Raw genomic sequence first — 16,889 nt, 5'->3', positions numbered from 1 at the left:
GCTCAATTCCTCCGCGCCACGCCGTCGGTGCGTTCGATCCGCACCACGTCGCCCTTGCCCCCGCTCAGGCGCAGTTCGGCCGCGCCGAACAGCCGATCCACGATGTAGTACGGCGAGCGGAAACGGTAGTTCACCAGTTGCCTGTCATCTTGTGCTCCGATGACGAACAGCGGCGGCAGCTTGCCCTGCGCAATACCTGGTGGGAACTGGATATAGACCTTCTGGCCATCATCGAAGGCACGCAGCGGTTTCCACCACGGCTTGCTGCCGCTGATCGCGTAGCGGAAGCGGAAGCGCTCCAGCGACAGGCTGGCATCAACCGGCGCGGCGGCGTTGGCCGCCTGCGCCTGGCACTGCAATGCCAGCATCCACGCGCGGGCAGTCCCAGGAGACGGATGCCATCCAGGCACGTTCGGTCGAGGTCAGCTCCAACAGATAGGTGCGGCGATTGGTGGTGATGATCAGATTCGTCTTGAGGCCCGAACGCACGGGCTTGACCTGCACATTGACGCGCAACTCGTCGCCGGCGCCGCTGAATGTGTCGCTGACGATCCAGCGCACGGTATTGCCGGCGGCGACCGTCACCAGTTCCTCGCCCGGCTGCACCCGGTTGCACAGCACGTCACCCAGCGTGGCGCGATCCGTCTTGCATTGCTGGCGCAGCTCTTTCAGGCGCACGGGACCAGACGCCAGTTCTTCAACGGTCGGCACGTTCTCGTTCTCTGGCGCTTCATTCCAGCCGCAGGCAGTCAGTATCGCAGCCAACAAGAATGGAATGGCCTTCTTCATGGTTCGGAGTCTTCCAGGGAGTCGGGTTCGTCGTCCGGTGTTGGCCCTGTGTCTTCCGGTGACTCGATGGCCTGTACGCGCTCGATGAAGCGGGCCAGCGTTTCCGAAGGTTCGCCATCCAGGCGCAGCAGGTAGGTCGTGAGCATCGGCGAGCGGCCGACCAACGGCCGCGCGACGACGCCCTGTTCCCAGCCGGCCGCGATGTGCGCGGCGGCGGTCAGGCCCAAGGCGAAGCCGGCAGATACCAGCGCCATCATCAGGTCGCAGGACGCGACCCGCTCGGCCGCCAGCGGCTCCATGTCCACGCGGCGCAGCACGCGCTCGACCTGCCGTGCATGGCCTTTGCACGTATGCTGATCGCACAACACCAGCGGGTAGCGCAGCTGTTCTTCGAGCGGGATGCGTTTGTGGGCCAGCAAGGGATGCCGTGCGGGTACGGCCACCATCAGCAGACCGTTCCAGACGGGCAAGGCACCGATGCCCTCGCCGAGTCATCGGCGCGGGCAAAGCCCACGTCGTACAGGTTGTCGTGCAGGCCCTTGATCTGCTGCGCCAGCGGCACTTCGGTCGGGCGGATTTCGACTTCCGGTTCCTCCTGCCGACACAGTGCCAGCAAGGCAGGTAGCCGCGACGGCGTATGCCGTCGGACAAGGCGATGCGCAACTGACCGTGGAAGCCGTTGGCGGCCGCCTTCACGCTGTCGCGCGCCTGCTGCAAGGCGGCGAAGACGCGGGGGAACAGCTCGCCGACGCGGGTCAGGCGGGTGCTGCGCGTGATACGGGCGAACAGCACCACGCCAGTTCTTCCTCCAGTTCCTTGATGGCGCGCGACAGCGGTGATTGCTCGATATGCAGTCGCTCGGCTGCTACGCGCGAAGTGCAGTTCTTCGGCAACGGCCAGGAAGCAACGCAGATGAGGAAGCTCCATGGTAAACCTCTTTCAGCCAAACTCAGAGCTGTGTTCGCGCAGGCGCTGATGCCCCCACAGCGCCACGAGCAACACCACCGCACCTGCCGCAGAGCGCGACGGTGAATCCAGCCCGTGCGCCACTGTCATCGACCACCTGGCCGGATGCCGCAGCGCACAGCGTCACGCCAACATTCAGCCCGGCCAGCAGCCAGGTCATGCCTTCGGTCAGCCGGTGCTCGGGCATCAGTCGCTCGACCAGCGACATGGCCACAATCATGGTGGGCGCGAAGAACAGTCCCGCCACCAGCACCGCCCCCGCCAGCGCGGCGACGCTGCCAACCAGCAGCAGAGGCAAGGTGGTTGCGGCGGTTGCCAGCCCGCCCAGCAGCAACAGGCGATGCAATGGCGTTTGCAGCTTGATTGCGCCGAACAGCAGCCGGGCCAAGCAGGAACCCACGGCATAGGCCGACAAGACCAGGCTGGCCGCTGCCGGCTGGCCCATTTGTTCGGCGAAGGCCACGCTGACGATGTCCACAGTGCCGACCAGGACGCCCGTGGCCACCATCAGCAGCGCCAGCAGTCGCACGTTCGCCAGCCGGGTCACCGATCCCAAACCGTCCTTGGTGGCGTCTTGCGCCTCGACCGGCGGCTCGGTGCCGCGCTGCACGACCAAGGCGAAAACACCCGGGATCAGCAACAGCGCCCTGCCAGCGGGCCAGCCTGGGGAAACACTGCAACGGACAACCCGACCGACAGCGGCGCCCCGGCGATGAAGGTGGCTTCATCGAACACCGTTTCCGGCGAACAGGCTGTCTGCTAGCGTGGCTGGCCCCGGTACAGCGCCGTCCAGCGTGCACGCACCATCGCCGACATGCTGGGCATGAAGCCAGCCAGCACGGCGCCGATGAACAATGTCCAGCCGGCCGCCTGCCACCAGGAACCCGCGAGCAGAAGCAGCAGGCCAACGACGCTGATGGCCGTGGCTGAGGGCAGCACGCGGCCCTGTCCACGCCGATCCACCAGCCGGGAGATTTGCGGCGACAGCAGCGCGTAGGTCAGCACGAAGGTGGCGGATACCGCCCCCGCCAGCGCGTAGCTGCCGCGCAGTTGCGACAGCATGGTGATGATACCGATGCCCGTCATCGGCAGCGGAATGCGCGCCAACAGGCCGGCCAGGGCAAAGCCTGTTGTGCCGCGTGCGGCGAAAAATTCTCGATAAGGGTTGGCCGTTTCGTTCTCCAGGAAGCATCCGTTTGCCAAGGCAACGCTATGCGGCGAAAATACATGCAAGGAGTATGATTAGGGTCGTACAATCATACGTGCTGTCTGCAAATAATCATGTGCGTCGTATGTAAGGAGAAGACGGATGGTTCGCCGCACCCGCGCCGAGATGGAAGAAACCCGCGCCACGCGGCTGGCGACCGCTCGCCGGGTCTTCACCGGGCACGGTTACGCCGACACTTCGATGGACGACCTCACCGCGCAGGCGAACCTGACCCGTGGCGCGCTCTATTACCACTTCGGCGACAAGAAGGGCTTGCTGGCTGCTGTGGTGGAGCAGATCGACGCCGAGACGGATCAGCGCCGGCAAGCCGTTTCCGACACAGCCGAGGATGCGTGGGAAGGTTTTCGTGGCCGCTGCCGTGCCTATCTGGAAATGGCACTGGAGCCGGAAATCCAACGCATCGTGCTGCGCGACGCCAGGGCAGTACTGGACGGTACCTCGCCGGACTCGCAGCGCCATTGCATCCAGTCGATGCAGCGGATGATCGACAACCTCATACGCCAAGGTATCGTGGCCGAGGCTGACCCGCAGGCTTTGGCATCGCTGATCCACGGCGGGCTGGCCGAAGCGGCGTTCTGGATCGCTGACGGCGAGGACGGCAGTGCGCGACTGGCGCAGGCCGTGGACGCTCTGGAATTGTCGCTGCGCGGGCTGTTGGTCAAGCGATAGCCTTACGAGACGTCAAGGCCACGCTGCCGCCCAATCTCCCACGACACGCCATCATCGCGCACCGTCGCAGCAAGCTGCTGCCCCAGCCGTTGTTGGATCGCCAGACGCCATGGCACAAGCAAGAAGCCCATGGCGTCGTCCAGCATCGCTTACCGCCCGCTGGCGAGCATGACGCTGCGCCGGTAGATGCCGGCCACGCGCTGACCGTCCCTTACGGGTCGATGCTCCAAAGCCGGTGTCGGTGGCAATGTCCTTGGCGGCTTCCAGTTCCCGATTGCACAGCATGCCCAGCAGGTTCCGGGCGTAGCCCCCACACTTCGGCCAGATTGAACATCCAGCCCATCGACCCTGTTGCTTTGGGGCTTTGCCGCCAGTCCGAGCTTGATGCTGCCGTGCAAAAGGCAGCCAAGCGCAAGGCTGCTGAGGGCGGCATGATGACCGATGATGAACGTCGCAAACTGCTGTCGACCGAGACTTCGCTTGCGATGTCGGATGAGCCGCGCTTGCCCTCGTCCATCGCGGGGCTTGAGAATTTCACCCTTACCCGGGACGATGAGGACGAAAAGCCCGCAGAAGATCTGGATGCGGACAGCTTTTTCAACCTGCCCGATGCGGATGGCGACGACGAAGACGAGGATCGCTGATCCCGGCAACCCCGGAGCGATGCTCCGGGGTTTTCCGCTTCTCTGGCTCTGACGGATTCAGACAGAGAGGCAGATGTATTTCATTTCAAGATAGTCCTCGATGCCGTGGCGCGAGCCTTCGCGGCCAAGGCCCGATTGCTTGACACCGCCAAAGGGCGCGACTTCGGTCGAGATGATCCCGGTGTTCACGCCGACGATACCGTATTCCAGCGCCTCCTGAACCCGGGTAATACGGCCGATGTCCCGGGCGTAGAAATAGGCCGCAAGGCCAAAGATCGTCGCATTGGCGCGCTCGATCACCTCTGTCTCGGTGTCAAAGCGGAACAGGGGGGCAAGCGGGCCAAAGGTCTCTTCCTGCGCGACCTTCATCTTGTCGGTGATCCCGGTTATGACGGTCGGCTCAAAGAACAGCCCCTCGCGCGGTTTGCCGCCGGTGAGCACCTGTCCGCCGCCTTCAAGGGCGTCCTGAATGTGCTCCTGCACCTTTTCGACCGCAGCCTGATTGATCAGCGGGCCGGTGGTGACGCCGTCTTCAAGCCCGTCGCCGACGCGCAGCTTGTCCGCCGCCGCCGCCAGACGCCGGGCAAATTCGTCATAGACGCCAGCCTGTACATAGATGCGGTTGGCACAGACGCAGGTCTGGCCGTTGTTGCGGAACTTCGAGGCCATGGCGCCTTCGACCGCGGCATCCAGATCCGCATCGTCAAAGACGATGAAGGGGGCGTTGCCGCCAAGCTCCATCGAGCATTTCAGCACCTGACCGGCGGCCTGACGCAGCAGGATGCGCCCCACCTCGGTCGAGCCGGTAAAGGTCAGTTTCCGGATCAGCGGGTTCTCGCAGAATTCTTTGCCGATGTCGGACGATCGCGATGAGGTCACGATGCTGAACAACCCCTTGGGCACGCCCGCGCGTTCGGCAAGCACGGCCAGCGCCAGCGCCGAAAGCGGTGTCTCGGCGGCGGGGCGGCCAACAAATCCGCAGCCGGCGGCGATGGCCGGGCCGCATTTGCGGGTGATCATCGCGTTGGGAAAGTTCCACGGCGTGATCGAGCCGACCACTCCGATCGGTTGGCGGATCACGGTCAGGCGCTTGTCGGGCATATGACCGGGAATGGTCTCGCCATAGATGCGCTTGGCCTCTTCGCCGAACCACTCGATAAAGCTGGCGCCATAGGCGATCTCGCCCCTGGCCTCGGGCAGCGGTTTTCCCTGTTCGGCGGTCAGGATCTTTCCCAGATCGTCCTGGTTTTCGATCATCAGGTCGAACCATTTGCGCATCACCTGTGCGCGTTCTTTGGCGGTGCGGGCGGCCCAGCCCTTCATCGCCTGAGCCGAGGCCTCGATGGCGCGGGCGACCTCGGCGCGCGACAGGTCGGCCACCTCGGCGATCACATCGCCGCGCGCCGGGTTCACCACCGGGAAGGTCTTGCCGTCAGCGGCCGCGATCCACTCGCCAGCAACATAGGCCCGCGTTTCAAAAAGCGTGGGGTCCCGGAGCAAAAGCCGCAGATCCGTCGGATGGTTCGTCATGAAAAAGTCCTTATAAGGTGACGACGCGATTGCCGGGGTTCGGCCCCGACTTCAGCCGCTCCAGCGCGGCGGGCAACTGGTCAAAGCCAGCAACTTCGATCAACTGCGGGTCGAAGCTTCCGTCCAGCATCCGGCGGGCGATATCGCTGCCCGCAGCGACAAGTTCGGCCCATTGTCTATCGCTGCCGTGATGATGCAAGGCGTTGAGCCCGACCTCATGCAACGAGATCGTGGTGGTAAAGGCGGCCAGAGGCGCGCTTTCCTGCCGGTCCTGGATACAGACCAGATGACCGTTGGCGGCAATAAGCGAAGCAAGGCTCGCGGCATGAGCGCCGCTAACCATGTCGATCACGGCCTGCAAGGGGTGCTGCTGAACACGTGCAGCCCATCTCTCGCACCAGTCCGGCCGGCGGTAATCGGTCACCGTTGCAGCGCCCAGCCGCAGCAGGCGTTCTGCCTGTGATGCAGAACCCACGGCATGGATGATCCAGCCGCGTTCACGGGCCAGTTGCATCAGCGCACCGCCTACTGCCCCCGAGGCACCGGTCAGCAGTACATGAGCGCCGGGTTTCAATGGAAGCTTTTCGATCGCCTGCCGCGCCGTCAGACCCGGGCAGGGAATCGCCGCGGCGGCAGGAAAAGGCAACGCAGCGGGCAACGGAATGGCAGCACGTGCAGGGATCAGCGTATATTCCGCAAACGAACCAGGACGCAGCAGATCATTGTGATATGCGACCGGCGTTCCGGGACAAAGGCGAGACACCAGCGAGCCCAAGGCGACAACCTCACCCGCGCCATCGACGCCGGGAATATGCGGCCAGTCCCAGCCCTCATGCCCCCAACGGATGAACTTCCAATCGACTGGGTTCAATCCGATAGCGCGGTTGCGCACCAGCACCTCGCCCGGACCGGGTCGCGGGATTGGGCGATCTTCGAGCTGCAGAACCCCCGGATCTCCGGTGTCATGTTGAACCCACGCTTTCATTCTTTCAGCTGTCAGCATATCGAATACCCTCCGTCGATCGGGATCAAAGCTCCAGTCACATAACTCGCCTCGGGCGACAGCAGGAAACGGACAACTTCTGCGATTTCAATTGGTTGCGCCCATCTCCCCAGCGGGATCCGGCGGGCTATGCTTTCTGCACGAGCTGCATCATTGCGGGCCCGGGCCGAGATCCGGGTTTCGACCCAGCCGGGAGCAATGGCGTTGACCCGTACACCACGCGGCGCCCATGCCACGGCCTGCGATCGGGTCAGCGCCGCCACAGCACCTTTGCTGGCCGTATAGGCCGGCGCCCCCGGGGAACCGAAAATTGCCCACATCGATGCAACGTTCACAACCGCGCCTTGCCCGGCCTCAAGCCGAGGCAACAACGCATTGGCCAAAGCAAAACCCGCCGTCACATTGACATGCATCACCTGTTCAAAGTTTCTGGTTTCCCACTCGTGCTGGTGGCGCAATATGCCCGCACAATTGACCAGACCGGCAACTGACTCCTCAGGCAGAACCGCCAGACAGGCAGCCATGTCGGTCAGGTCCACAAACGAAAATTCAATGGTTGCCGGCAGATCGTCGTCCCGGTCCAGACCCAGCGCGCAAACACGCCAGCCGGCGGCCAAGAGCACCTCACCTACGGCGCGCCCGATGCCGGTCCCGCCGCCGGTGACAATCGCGAGTCGTGTCATCAAGCCCTCTCCTAACTGACGGAAACCGAAGCCTCGGCTTCAGCCTCGATAGTGGTCATGGCTGCGACCAGATCAGACAGGCCCAGCAACCGGGGAAAGTTCAGCATGTGCCGCACGGGCATGGCAGCCCGGGCGACGGCTTCGATCTGCTTGGTCGTGACAGCCCGGCCGGTCAGCTCCCGCAGACTGCGCGGCAGGCCAACATGATCGTATAGCGCAACCATATCGTCTGGCAGCCGTCCTCCAAGCAACCGGTGATGGACGGTCAGCCCATATGCGACCTCATGCCCATGCGGCATCGGCGCCGCCCCATGCAGAAGCGAAAGACCACGCGTCAACGCATGTGGCACTGAAAGACCACCGCTCTCAAAACCCAGGCCGGCCATCAGGATCATCGCCTCGACCGCAAACTCGAAATCCGCAGTCGGCTGTCCCGACCCTGCCGCGTCGTAGGCAGCAGCACCATGGACGAGTAGCGTGTCATGGCAAGTCGCGGCAATCAGTGTCGCGATACGCGGCGGGCGTGCCATGAACATGGTCAAGCCCTGACCCTGTGCGCAAGCCAGGGCCTCGGCCCCTTTGGACAGCGCGTCACCAAGACCGGCGGCAAACATGGCCTGCGGTGCACCCGCCAGCAAAACCGTGTCGACAACGACGAAATCGGGATTGTACGGCAGATGCCGTACCTCGGACAGATGGCCGTGTTCATCGTAAAGCACGTAGTTCTTACTGGTCGGTGCATCATTCGAGGCAACAGTCGGTACAGTAACCAGCCGCAACCCGCGCCGATCAGCCAGAGCCTTTCCCGCATCAATGGCCCGTCCGCCACCTGCCGCGATGACGACCTCAGGCAGCTGCGCCCCAAGAGTCTGATCCAGTTGCAGGGCCGTGTCCGCGAGGAGCTGGCCCGAAAATGGCAGAACCTCAAGCCCGACACCTGCTTGCCGGCAGCTTGCCTTTACCCGTGCCTCAATCAGCGGCAGCACCTGAGCATCAGCGACAAGCACCCCGGATTTACCAAGCTGCGCGACAAAGCTGCCCACCCGGTCCAGCAGGTCACGACCCTGCACATAGCGACCGGGGGCGCCAAACACCTGCATGCTCGCATCAAAAATCGCCAGTGGATCCATGGATTTCCCTCGCCTTCCTCTTTATCATATATCATATATGTTTTGACCGTCGCCACAAGGGCGATCTTTATGTCCATCGGAGGAGATGATGACGATCACCGGAGCTACCCGTTTCGTGCCGCTGCTGGCACACCCCTGTCGCCACGTGCGCACCCCACCCGTGTTCAATGCCGAATGCGCGAGGCGCGGCCTCGACATTGCCATGGTCCCGCTGGATGTCACGCCAGAGATGCTGCCCGCTACAGTCGAAGCCCTGCGCCACATCGGCAATCTGGCTGGCATGGTGATCACCATCCCGCACAAGAACAGCGCAGCGGCACTTTGCGACCGCCTGACCGGCGCGGCGCGGCTGCTGGGCGTCTGCAATGTCGTCCGGCGTGAAGCCGACGGCATTCTGACTGGCGCGATGTTCGATGGTGAGGGCTTTGTCGCTGGCCTGCGTGACCGGGGACATGAGCCGACAGGTCGGCGCGTACTCCTGGTCGGCGCAGGAGGTGCGGCCTCGGGACTGGCGCATGCTCTCGCGTCTGCCGGGGTCGCCAAACTGTTCATCACCAACCGATCTCCCGACAAGGCCGAACAACTGGCAGAACAACTGCGCGCAGCGTTCCCGCAGATCGAGATCAGAACTGGCAAGGCCGATCCAAAAGACTTTGATCTGGTCATCAACGGCACCTCGCTTGGAATGCATGAAGGCGATGCACTACCAGTCGATCCTGACCGGCTGACCCCCGGCACCGTGGTCGCAGAAGTGGTAATGCAGCCGGATGTCACCCCGCTTCTGGCTGCTGCCGAGGCGCGCGGCTGCCATATCCACAAAGGCATCCACATGATCGAGCAGCAAATTCGGCTGCTGGTCGACTTCGTGGCCTGAAATCAAACGGCCCGCGTCCTGACCGGCGCGGACCATCTTGTCAGACGCGCTGGCGGGCCGCCGCCCCGACGCCCTGAAGCAGCACCGCAAGGATGATGATAGCGCCCTTGATGATCTGTTGCGGATAGGCCGGAACACTCATCAGGTTCATGATGTTTCCGATAAGCCCCAGGATCAGAACACCGACCATGGTGTTGATCACACTGCCTTTTCCTCCGGACAAAAGCGCGCCCCCGATCACACAGGCAGCGATCGCGTCCAGTTCAAGCCCAGCGCCTGTCACCGGGGTGCCCACGGCTGTCCGGGCGGTCACAAGGATACCAGCCAATGCACTAAGCCCGCCACAAATGGTGTAGGCGAGAAACTTGTAGCGCGCGACCGGCAGCCCTGCGAGCCGCACTGCTGTTTCGTTGCTGCCCGTCGCAACAGTCAGCCGCCCCCAGCTGGAGCGCCGCAACAGGAATGTGAACAACAACACGATGACAAGTGCTCCCACCACCGGCCAGGGCAGACCGATGCCTGGAACCCCTTTGGCACCAAATGCAGTCAGGATCTGGGCAGTCGGCAGTTCACGCGGGAAACGGACTGGCTGCCCGTTCGACAGCATATAGGCAATGCCGCGCGCCATGGTCATCATCGCCAGCGTGGCGACGAAAGAGGCCATACCGAAGCCTGCGACCAGCACGCCATTCACAGCCCCCAGCACCACGCCACATGCTGTCGCTGCAAGAACGCAAAAGACCAGAGCTCCTGCCCCCTCTATCGGCATGGCAGGCATTGTCATCGCAATAGCCATCCCCCCGATAGCGGCGACCGAGCCCACCGACAGGTCGATGCCACCAGTCAGGATCACCAGCAGCATGCCCAACGAAACCAGCGCCAGCGGGGCAAGCTGTCGCAGCAGGTTGAACACGTTCTGCACTGTCAGAAAATGTTCGGAGAGCAGCGACGAAGCCACGATCAGCGTCAAAAGCATGACATAGATATTGTATTTTATCAGCCAGGCCAGCGCGATCATCCCCCGGCGGCGCTGCTCGGCTGGCTGCAAGTTTGCCGTTTCAGTGGACATGTTCCCGCCCCATCGCCAGTTCAATGATGTTTTCTTCGGTCAGGGAGGCGCCCGCCAATTCGCCGGCAATTGCACCGGCATGCATGACCAGAACACGATCGCACATGCCGATCAGCTCCAGCATCTCGGACGAAACCATGACCACAGCCGTACCTTGCGCAGCCAGTTCGTTGATGACCCGATAGATCTCGACTTTCGCGCCGACATCGACACCGCGCGTGGGTTCGTCCAAAAGCAGCACTTCGCAGCCCGAGACCAGCCACTTCATCAGTGCGACCTTCTGCTGATTCCCGCCCGAAAGCGTTCCAGCCTCGACGTCGAGACTTGCTGCCTTGAGGCGCAGAGACTGAGACAGATTCCGCACCGCCTTGCGCTCGCGGCGGTCGCGCAGCAGGCCCAGCCGCCACAGATGTGGATTGACCGGCGTCATCAGCGCATTGGTCAAGATCGGCAGATCCAAGAGCACTCCTTGCTGCTTGCGATCCTCGGGAACCAACCCAATCCCGGCACGCACCGCATCGCCGGGATTATGCGGACGAAACGGCTGACCACGTAACAGGATCTTTCCGTCCGCAATGGGATCCGCGCCAAATATCGCGCGCAGCACCTCGGTCCGCCCCGCTCCAACCAGTCCGCCGATACCCAACACCTCGCCACGTCGGACCGCCAGATCCAAGGCAGGCGCTCCCGGCGCGAGCATCAGCTGGTTCAGCTCCAGGATGATCGGGCCAATCTGCGCCTCGCGCGATGGAAAGAAGTCGCTAAGCTCACGCCCGATCATCAAATTTGTCAGCCGCTCATGATCAAGTTCGGCCACCGGCCAGGTGCCGACCGTGGCACCGTCCTTCAGGACCGTCACGCGATCGCAAAGGGCAAAGACTTCATCCAGCCGATGGGAAATATAAATGATGCAGACCCCTCGGGCACGCAGCCGGCCCACCAGAGCAAACAGTTTTTCTGCCTCATACGTGGTCAAAACCGCGGTCGGCTCATCCAGAACAAGGATCGAGCATTCCCGGGAAAGGGCCTTGCAGATCTCAACTACCTGCTGAAATGCGACCGGCAGATCACCAACCGTGCCGCGCGGGTCGATTTCGGGAAAGCCCATTTCGGCCAGCAATTCGGCCGCGCGCATCTCAAGCGCGCGATGGTCGATCAGGCGCTGACGGCCCAGCCGATCCAACAGGATATTCTCGGCCACGGTCAGATGTCTGGCCAGCGAGAACTCCTGATAAATGACCGAAACACCTCGACTTATGGCGTCCTGCGGAGTGTGGATGCCGACCGGCGTACCGTCGATACGGATATCACCTCCATCATGGTGATAGGCGCCGGACAGGATCTTCATGAGAGTGGACTTGCCGGCTCCGTTTTCGCCCATCAGGGCATGAACCTCGCCCGCGCGAGCCGAGAATGTGGCTCCACGTAAGGCCGCAATTCCGCCGAAAGCCTTTGAGATGCCTTGCATGCTCAGGCGTTCCATCGCCAGCTCCTTTCAGATTTTTGCAGACCGGATGTGACCGTCCAGAGGATCGTATCCAAAGGATGCTCAGCCGTTCATCTGCGGGATCGTGCGAAAAGGCGGGATGATATAGCGGAAGAACGGGTTCGAAGTGTCCGGATCGATGACCTCTTCCACATTGTCCTTGGTGGCAATGGCCGGCGGGAAATAGGATCCAAGCGGCATATCATTGGCATCAAAGCCTTGATCAAAGATCTGGTGGATCAACTCTATCACCGCGATGCCATTGTGGCGTCCCGAGTTGAGTCCTGTCACCAGCATCTCGCCCGACCTGACCAGATCCAGCGACACGCGGAAGCCGTCGGCGGCATTGGCTATCGCAATCTTGTCCTTGAGCCCCCGGTTCTCAAGCGCCCGCAGCGCGCCCATGCCCATGAAGTCATTCTCGGCCAGAATGATGTTCAACTTGCGGCCGTGGGCCGAAAGGATGTCCTCGGCCGCGTTAAGACCACCTTCCTCGGTCCACTGGCCGACCCCCATCGCCAGAACATCCAGCTTGACCTCTGGGTAGGTGAACGAGCCCCGCGTCTTCAGCTCCTGAAACTTGTTGAAACCCGAAAGCATCGCATCCTCTCGCGACATGCCCAGCCCGAGCTGTTCGGATCGCTCATAGACAATGCCCGAGATCATGCCGTTGACCCGGCTTTCCGATGTCGAGTTGCCCACCGTACCAATGATCGCTGCCGCTTCGATCAAAGTCTCGGGTCCATAATGCTGTGCGACATAACGCCCGGCCTCGAAACCGTTGCCATAAGGGCTGAAAAGCACCGTGGTCACAATGGGGCTGTCGTCGGGGACAGTGCCCAGGGCAATAACGGGAATGCCTGCATCGACGGCGCGTTGGGCATCGGCAGCGGTCGCGGCAAGATCGGTCGGATCAACAACGATCACATCGACACCGCGCGCGATAAAGGCGTCGAATTGCGCGCTGGTCCTGGCGGGATCGCCATCCGCGACCTGCACATCAACCTCATAGCCATATTCGGCAGCCTTGGCCCTGGCGGATTCCACTACTTCGATGAACCAGGGGTTACCGAGGGTGATCTCGGACCAGCCGATGATCAGGCTGTCCTCGGGATTCCGCAGAGCGGTCGGCAGTGCCTTCGGAATGTCCGCGCGGCTCGCCATCTGCGGATCAATGACACCCGACAGCGCTGAATTCGGCATGAGCGTATAGATTTCGGCCTTGTCCTGAGCCAGCACGGGCGCAACCAGTGCAAGTGACATCAGGACCGCAGCCGAGGCGGCAGCATGTTTCATCGACTCTCTCCCTGTATGTGATGGTTCGCGCGCCTCCCCCTTGGCGCGCGGGACCTTGATCAGCCGATGATCTCGCGGATCACCGACTCGATACCGGCCTCATCCAGCCGGTAATGGGCGTAAAGATGCGTTGGCGGCGCAATCAGTGCATATTCGTCGCGGATGCCGTGGCGCACGAGCCGGGCCGGAGAGCCCTCTTCGGCCAGAACCTCGGCGACCGCCGCGCCAAGTCCTCCAAGGATATTGTGTTCCTCGATGGTGAGGATCACCTTCGAGCGCGACGCCGCCTCAAGGATGGCGTCGCGATCAAGGGGCTTCACCGTCGCCATATCCAGAACACCGACACTGCGGCCTTCGCCGTTCAGGCGTCTTGCCGACTGCACGGCCGGATGCACTGACAGACCGCACGCGATCACCGTCACCTCCTCACCCCGGGCATGCTCGATTGCCTTCCCAAAGACAAAAGGCTGCGAGGGATCATACAAGTCTGGCTCGCGGCCGCGTCCGGTGCGGAAATAGATCGGCCGGTCGTGATCGGCACTGGCACGGATCGCCGCCTCAAGCTGCGGTCCATCGGCAGTTGAAACCACGGTCAGGTCGGCAATCGAGCGCATCGTGCCGATATCCTCTGTCGCATGATGCGAGGTACCGTAGAACCCCATCGAGATGCCGGTGTGATGACCGATCAGCCGCACCGGCAGTGCACAATAGGCAACATCCATGCGGATCTGTTCACAGGTCAGCAACCCCAGAAACGACGCAAAAGTCGCAACATAGGGCATCATTCCAGTGGTGGCGATGCCAGCCGCGGCCGAGACCATGTTCTGTTCGGAAATGCCAAAACCGACATAGCGATCCGGATAACGCTGGGCAAAACGATTCAGGCCATTCGAATACTGCAGATCGGCAGAGCCAGCGACGACCGGATGCCCGGCCTCGACCAACGAGATCAGGCCGTTGGACAGATGATCAAGGCCCGGATTTTTCTGGTTCAGCTCCCGGTAATGCCAGGAATTTGGCGACTGCGGGCGGGTGTAGATGGTCATGTCAGATCACCTTCGACAGGATTTCGCGGCGCGCCGCCTCGGCATCCGACGGATCCAGATAGCCCAGATGCCAGCCCGGCTCGGTTTCCATATAGCTGACACCCTTGCCTTTCACGGTACGGGCAATGATGCAGCACGGTCGTTTGCGGCTTACGTCGGCCTTGGCGCGACGCAGAGCCTCGGTCAGCCCGCCGATATCGTGGCCATCCACGACATGGACCTCCCAGCCAAAGGCGCGCCATTTTTCATCCAGGGGCTCAATGCCCATGACATCATCAACCGCCCCATCCAGCTGAAAACCGTTGCGATCCACAATGGCGATCAGCCGGTTCAGCTTATGATGGGCGGCACTGATCGCGGCCTCCCAGACCTGACCTTCCTGCATCTCGCCGTCGCCCAGCATGACAAAGGTGATGAAATCACGCCCCTGCATCCGGCCGCCCAGCGCCATACCGACACCATTCGACAGCGCATGGCCGATCGAGCCTGACGAAAAGTCAACACCCGGCACCTTGCGCATATCGGGATGGTCCCCAAGCGGATTACCAAGCCGGGTATATCCATTCAGAACCTCGACCGGCAGATAGCCCTTTTCCGCCAGGATGGGGAACAGGCCTACCGCCGCATGCCCCTTGCCCATCAGGAAGCGGTCACGGTCAGGATGTTTCGGATCGGCCTCAAGCCGCATAACGTCATAGTATAGCGCCGAAAAGATTTCAGCCGCCGAAAACACCGACGTGTAATGCCCGACCTTGGCGATCTCGATCAGCCGAATGGTCTCTAGCCGCACGAATTGAGCACGGTCGCGAAGATATGCAATCTCGGCCTCGCTCGGACGAAAGTCATTTCTGATGGGTGCGGTCACCGCTTCTCCTCCTGTTGCTCCGCTGGCAACGAATCCTTGTGTCTCCCCTTCTTAACATCATATATGATATATGTCACTAACAAATGGGAGGATAGGAAGTGACCCTTTCCCTGACGAAATCCGACATTGCCGCGATCCGGGCCAAGCTGGCATTGAACGGGCAGGCATTTATCGACGGCCGGTTCGTCGATGCAGCGTCCGGCGCCACATTTGACAATATCTCGCCCCGCGACGGTCAAGTCATCGCGCAAGTCGCCTCTTGTGATACAGAGGACGTTGACCGTGCTGTCCTGGCCGCCCGCCGCGCGTTTGAGACCGGGGTCTGGCGCGACATGGCTCCCAAGGATCGCAAACGCGTCTTGCTTCGCTTTGCTGAACTGTTCGAGCGTGACATGGACCAGCTTGCTGTTCTGGAAACACTGGACATGGGCAAGCCCATTGCCGAAAGCCGCGCCATCGACGTGCATGTCGTGCTGGAGACGCTGCAATGGTACGCAGAGTGTTCCGACAAGCTTTATGACGAGATTGCCCCCACTGGTCCTGGCCAGCTGGGTCTGATCACGCGTGAAGCGATCGGCGTGGTGGCAGCAGTGGTTCCCTGGAACTTTCCAATGCTTATGGCCGCATGGAAGCTGGCCCCTGCCCTGGCCGCCGGCAACTCGGTCATTCTCAAACCTGCCGAACAATCGCCGCTGACTGCGATCCGCCTGGCCGAACTTGCCGCCGAAGCCGGCATTCCGGACGGTGTGTTCAACGTACTGCCCGGATTCGGTCCGACCGCGGGCAAGGCACTGGGTTTGCATATGGATGTGGACTGCGTCGCCTTTACCGGCTCGGGCGAGGTCGGGAAGCTGTTCCTGCAATATGCCGGGCAGTCGAACATGAAGCGGGTCTGGCTGGAGTGCGGCGGAAAATCCCCCAACATCATTCTGGACGACGTTCCCGAGCTGCGCGCCGCCGCAGAACGTGCAGCCACGGCCATCTGCTTCAACCAGGGTGAAGTCTGTGTCGCACCATCGCGCCTGATCCTGTCAGAGCGCATCCGCGACGAGTTTCTGGAAATCGTGGTGGACACCGCCAAAGCCATCCGACCGGGCGATCCGTTGAACCCCGAAACGCGCATGGGTGCGTTGGTCGAAGCCGACCATCGCAACCGGGTCGAGAGCTATATCGCCAAGGGACAAGAGGAAGGCGCAAAGCTTATCCTTGGCGGTAACCGGCCACAGACGCCGCTTGATGGCTACTACGTCAATCCGACGATCTTTGCCGATGTGACGAACGACATGACCATTGCGCGAGAAGAAATCTTTGGCCCCGTCCTTTCAGCCATCACCGTCGCCAATGACGAGGAGGCGGCGCGGGTCGCCAATGACAGCAGTTACGGGCTGGCCGCAGCGGTCTGGACCCGCGATCTGTCAAGGGCGCACAGAATGGCCCGCCGGCTACGTGCAGGAACGGTCTGGGTCAATTGCTATGACCACGGCGACGTGACAGTACCCTTTGGAGGTTTCAAGCAATCCGGTAACGGTCGCGATAAATCACTGCACGCGCTGGATAAATATACCGAGCTGAAAACAACCTGGATCGAGCTTTAAGACTGATCAACGGGGC

General features: G+C 62.0%; 20 protein-coding genes and 1 pseudogene. 4 read left to right on the top strand and 17 right to left on the bottom strand.

All coding sequences use genetic code 11. The annotated features are described in order from the left end of the window. Window positions 1-2: 2 nt before the first annotated feature. The 7 genes from F8A10_RS22010 to F8A10_RS21330 form a co-directional block, all read right to left on the bottom strand. The gene (locus tag F8A10_RS22010; protein ID WP_454557377.1) at window positions 3-368 is read right to left on the bottom strand and encodes a TrbG/VirB9 family P-type conjugative transfer protein; all 366 of its coding nucleotides are present in this window, start codon (window positions 366-368) and stop codon (window positions 3-5) included. Next, window positions 316-789 (bottom strand): TrbG/VirB9 family P-type conjugative transfer protein, encoded by a 474-nt coding sequence (locus F8A10_RS22005; protein ID WP_454557376.1) that lies wholly within the window; start codon window positions 787-789, stop codon window positions 316-318. Before F8A10_RS22005 ends, F8A10_RS22010 begins: the two co-directional genes overlap by 53 nt. Further along, on the bottom strand, window positions 786-1,259 hold the full coding sequence (locus tag F8A10_RS22000) for a LysR substrate-binding domain-containing protein (protein WP_454557375.1): 474 nt from the start codon (window positions 1,257-1,259) through the stop codon (window positions 786-788). The genes F8A10_RS22005 and F8A10_RS22000 overlap by 4 nt, the downstream gene beginning before the upstream one ends. Continuing rightward, entirely contained in the window at window positions 1,235-1,405 is a 171-nt protein-coding gene (locus F8A10_RS21995) for a hypothetical protein (protein ID WP_454557374.1), read from the bottom strand. The genes F8A10_RS22000 and F8A10_RS21995 overlap by 25 nt, the downstream gene beginning before the upstream one ends. Window positions 1,406-1,544: 139 nt before the next feature. Then, window positions 1,545-1,799, bottom strand: a complete 255-nt coding sequence (locus tag F8A10_RS21990) for a helix-turn-helix domain-containing protein (protein ID WP_454557373.1) — start codon at window positions 1,797-1,799, stop codon at window positions 1,545-1,547. Beyond that, window positions 1,739-2,395: an MFS transporter gene (locus tag F8A10_RS21335; RefSeq protein ID WP_227493415.1), complete on the bottom strand. Its 657-nt coding sequence runs from the start codon at window positions 2,393-2,395 to the stop codon at window positions 1,739-1,741. The genes F8A10_RS21990 and F8A10_RS21335 overlap by 61 nt, the downstream gene beginning before the upstream one ends. A 119-nt stretch (window positions 2,396-2,514) precedes the next feature. Beyond that, the gene (locus F8A10_RS21330; protein ID WP_227493414.1) at window positions 2,515-2,988 is read right to left on the bottom strand and encodes an MFS transporter; all 474 of its coding nucleotides are present in this window, start codon (window positions 2,986-2,988) and stop codon (window positions 2,515-2,517) included. A 76-nt stretch (window positions 2,989-3,064) separates the two neighbouring features. Between F8A10_RS21330 and F8A10_RS04150 the strand changes: the two genes are divergently transcribed. Next, window positions 3,065-3,652, top strand: a complete 588-nt coding sequence (locus F8A10_RS04150; RefSeq protein WP_152366775.1) for a TetR/AcrR family transcriptional regulator — start codon at window positions 3,065-3,067, stop codon at window positions 3,650-3,652. Window positions 3,653-3,654: 2 nt separating this feature from the next. Here F8A10_RS04150 and F8A10_RS21985 read toward each other — a convergent pair whose 3' ends face one another. Continuing rightward, entirely contained in the window at window positions 3,655-3,783 is a 129-nt protein-coding gene (locus F8A10_RS21985; protein WP_454557372.1) for a DUF3363 domain-containing protein, read from the bottom strand. Between the two features lie 198 nt (window positions 3,784-3,981). On the opposite strand from F8A10_RS21985, the pseudogene F8A10_RS04140 reads away from it, so the two are divergent. Then, a pseudogene (locus tag F8A10_RS04140) lies at window positions 3,982-4,296 on the top strand (cell cycle transcriptional regulator TrcR); the annotation flags it as partial. A gap of 57 nt (window positions 4,297-4,353) precedes the next feature. On the opposite strand, the gene F8A10_RS04135 reads toward F8A10_RS04140, so the two are convergent. The 4 genes from F8A10_RS04135 to F8A10_RS04120 are packed head-to-tail and all read right to left on the bottom strand — an operon-like array spanning window position 4,354 to window position 8,642. Next, on the bottom strand, window positions 4,354-5,826 hold the full coding sequence (locus F8A10_RS04135; protein WP_010398717.1) for an NAD-dependent succinate-semialdehyde dehydrogenase: 1,473 nt from the start codon (window positions 5,824-5,826) through the stop codon (window positions 4,354-4,356). Between the two features lie 10 nt (window positions 5,827-5,836). Further along, window positions 5,837-6,811, bottom strand: a complete 975-nt coding sequence (locus F8A10_RS04130) for an alcohol dehydrogenase catalytic domain-containing protein (protein WP_152366774.1) — start codon at window positions 6,809-6,811, stop codon at window positions 5,837-5,839. An 11-nt stretch (window positions 6,812-6,822) separates the two neighbouring features. Then, complete coding sequence (locus tag F8A10_RS04125; protein ID WP_152366773.1) at window positions 6,823-7,512, bottom strand: SDR family NAD(P)-dependent oxidoreductase; 690 nt, start codon at window positions 7,510-7,512, stop codon at window positions 6,823-6,825. A gap of 11 nt (window positions 7,513-7,523) precedes the next feature. Continuing rightward, on the bottom strand, window positions 7,524-8,642 hold the full coding sequence (locus F8A10_RS04120; RefSeq protein ID WP_227493413.1) for an iron-containing alcohol dehydrogenase: 1,119 nt from the start codon (window positions 8,640-8,642) through the stop codon (window positions 7,524-7,526). Between the two features lie 88 nt (window positions 8,643-8,730). On the opposite strand from F8A10_RS04120, the gene F8A10_RS04115 reads away from it, so the two are divergent. Beyond that, complete coding sequence (locus F8A10_RS04115; protein ID WP_152366772.1) at window positions 8,731-9,516, top strand: shikimate dehydrogenase family protein; 786 nt, start codon at window positions 8,731-8,733, stop codon at window positions 9,514-9,516. Window positions 9,517-9,556: 40 nt separating this feature from the next. Here the strand turns inward: F8A10_RS04115 and F8A10_RS04110 are convergent, their stop codons facing one another. The 5 genes from F8A10_RS04110 to F8A10_RS04090 form a co-directional block, all read right to left on the bottom strand. Beyond that, on the bottom strand, window positions 9,557-10,585 hold the full coding sequence (locus F8A10_RS04110) for an ABC transporter permease (RefSeq protein ID WP_152366771.1): 1,029 nt from the start codon (window positions 10,583-10,585) through the stop codon (window positions 9,557-9,559). Further along, window positions 10,575-12,068 (bottom strand): sugar ABC transporter ATP-binding protein, encoded by a 1,494-nt coding sequence (locus tag F8A10_RS04105; RefSeq protein ID WP_152366770.1) that lies wholly within the window; start codon window positions 12,066-12,068, stop codon window positions 10,575-10,577. The genes F8A10_RS04110 and F8A10_RS04105 overlap by 11 nt, the downstream gene beginning before the upstream one ends. A gap of 66 nt (window positions 12,069-12,134) precedes the next feature. Beyond that, the gene (locus F8A10_RS04100; RefSeq protein WP_152366769.1) at window positions 12,135-13,367 is read right to left on the bottom strand and encodes a sugar ABC transporter substrate-binding protein; all 1,233 of its coding nucleotides are present in this window, start codon (window positions 13,365-13,367) and stop codon (window positions 12,135-12,137) included. A 59-nt stretch (window positions 13,368-13,426) separates the two neighbouring features. Next, complete coding sequence (locus tag F8A10_RS04095) at window positions 13,427-14,413, bottom strand: transketolase family protein (protein ID WP_152366768.1); 987 nt, start codon at window positions 14,411-14,413, stop codon at window positions 13,427-13,429. Window position 14,414: 1 nt separating this feature from the next. After that, window positions 14,415-15,278 carry a transketolase gene (locus F8A10_RS04090; RefSeq protein WP_152366767.1) on the bottom strand — a complete coding sequence of 288 codons (864 nt, stop codon included), beginning with the start codon at window positions 15,276-15,278 and terminating at the stop codon, window positions 14,415-14,417. 98 nt (window positions 15,279-15,376) lie between these two features. On the opposite strand from F8A10_RS04090, the gene F8A10_RS04085 reads away from it, so the two are divergent. Continuing rightward, window positions 15,377-16,873 (top strand): aldehyde dehydrogenase, encoded by a 1,497-nt coding sequence (locus F8A10_RS04085; protein WP_152366766.1) that lies wholly within the window; start codon window positions 15,377-15,379, stop codon window positions 16,871-16,873. Window positions 16,874-16,889 lie beyond the last annotated feature (16 nt).

It is taken from the genome of Paracoccus kondratievae (genome assembly GCF_009301415.1).
GTDB lineage: Bacteria > Pseudomonadota > Alphaproteobacteria > Rhodobacterales > Rhodobacteraceae > Paracoccus > Paracoccus kondratievae.
Note: the sequence above shows the minus strand (reverse complement) of the source record. Positions and strands in the feature narration are given on the sequence as shown.

Coding starts and splice junctions, on each gene's coding strand:
- F8A10_RS04125 (WP_152366773.1), bottom strand. CDS start 7,512: ATGACACGACTCGCGATTGTCACCGGCGGCGGGACCGGCATCGGGCGC.
- F8A10_RS22010 (WP_454557377.1), bottom strand. CDS start 368: ATGCTGGCATTGCAGTGCCAGGCGCAGGCGGCCAACGCCGCCGCGCCG.
- F8A10_RS04130 (WP_152366774.1), bottom strand. CDS start 6,811: ATGAAAGCGTGGGTTCAACATGACACCGGAGATCCGGGGGTTCTGCAG.
- F8A10_RS04115 (WP_152366772.1), top strand. CDS start 8,731: ATGACGATCACCGGAGCTACCCGTTTCGTGCCGCTGCTGGCACACCCC.
- F8A10_RS22005 (WP_454557376.1), bottom strand. CDS start 789: ATGAAGAAGGCCATTCCATTCTTGTTGGCTGCGATACTGACTGCCTGC.
- F8A10_RS04120 (WP_227493413.1), bottom strand. CDS start 8,642: ATGGATCCACTGGCGATTTTTGATGCGAGCATGCAGGTGTTTGGCGCC.
- F8A10_RS21985 (WP_454557372.1), bottom strand. CDS start 3,783: ATGGGCTTCTTGCTTGTGCCATGGCGTCTGGCGATCCAACAACGGCTG.
- F8A10_RS04135 (WP_010398717.1), bottom strand. CDS start 5,826: ATGACGAACCATCCGACGGATCTGCGGCTTTTGCTCCGGGACCCCACG.
- F8A10_RS04105 (WP_152366770.1), bottom strand. CDS start 12,068: ATGGAACGCCTGAGCATGCAAGGCATCTCAAAGGCTTTCGGCGGAATT.
- F8A10_RS04110 (WP_152366771.1), bottom strand. CDS start 10,585: ATGTCCACTGAAACGGCAAACTTGCAGCCAGCCGAGCAGCGCCGCCGG.
- F8A10_RS04095 (WP_152366768.1), bottom strand. CDS start 14,413: ATGACCATCTACACCCGCCCGCAGTCGCCAAATTCCTGGCATTACCGG.
- F8A10_RS04100 (WP_152366769.1), bottom strand. CDS start 13,367: ATGAAACATGCTGCCGCCTCGGCTGCGGTCCTGATGTCACTTGCACTG.
- F8A10_RS04150 (WP_152366775.1), top strand. CDS start 3,065: ATGGTTCGCCGCACCCGCGCCGAGATGGAAGAAACCCGCGCCACGCGG.